Below are 397 nucleotides of genomic sequence, written 5' to 3'. Positions count from 1 at the left end.
TTCATGAGCGTCTCGTGGGCTGGGTGTCGATAGCCGAGGAGCGCTGCGTCTTGAGGTGGATGGCGTGGAGCAGGGGTTCAGTGGAGGGGAGCTTAGTTTGAGGTTGCGTCAATGATTCTTGAGCTCGACTGTGGAAACTCGCTGATCAAGTGGCGGGTCATCGAGGGGGCGGCGCGGTCGGTCGCCGGTGGCCTTGCGGAGTCCGATGATGCCCTGGTCGAACAGTTAACGTCGCAGCAAGCGTTGCCAGTGCGAGCCTGTCGCCTGGTGAGCGTTCGCAGCGAGCAGGAAACCTCGCAACTGGTCGCACGGTTGGAGCAGCTGTTCCCGGTTTCGGCGCTGGTTGCATCATCCGGCAAGCAGTTGGCGGGTGTGCGCAACGGCTATCTCGATTACC

Annotated in this window: 1 protein-coding gene; it reads left to right on the top strand. The window is 61.7% G+C overall.

All coding sequences use genetic code 11. The features are described from left to right. Positions 1-111: 111 nt before the first annotated feature. Positions 112-397, top strand: a 286-nt coding sequence (locus tag FMM79_RS00085) for a type III pantothenate kinase (RefSeq protein ID WP_144251188.1), incomplete at its 3' end; no start/stop codon positions are given.

The sequence above is a fragment of the Novosphingobium sp. BW1 genome (assembly GCF_008107685.1).
GTDB lineage: Bacteria > Pseudomonadota > Alphaproteobacteria > Sphingomonadales > Sphingomonadaceae > Novosphingobium.
Note: the sequence above shows the minus strand (reverse complement) of the source record. Positions and strands in the feature narration are given on the sequence as shown.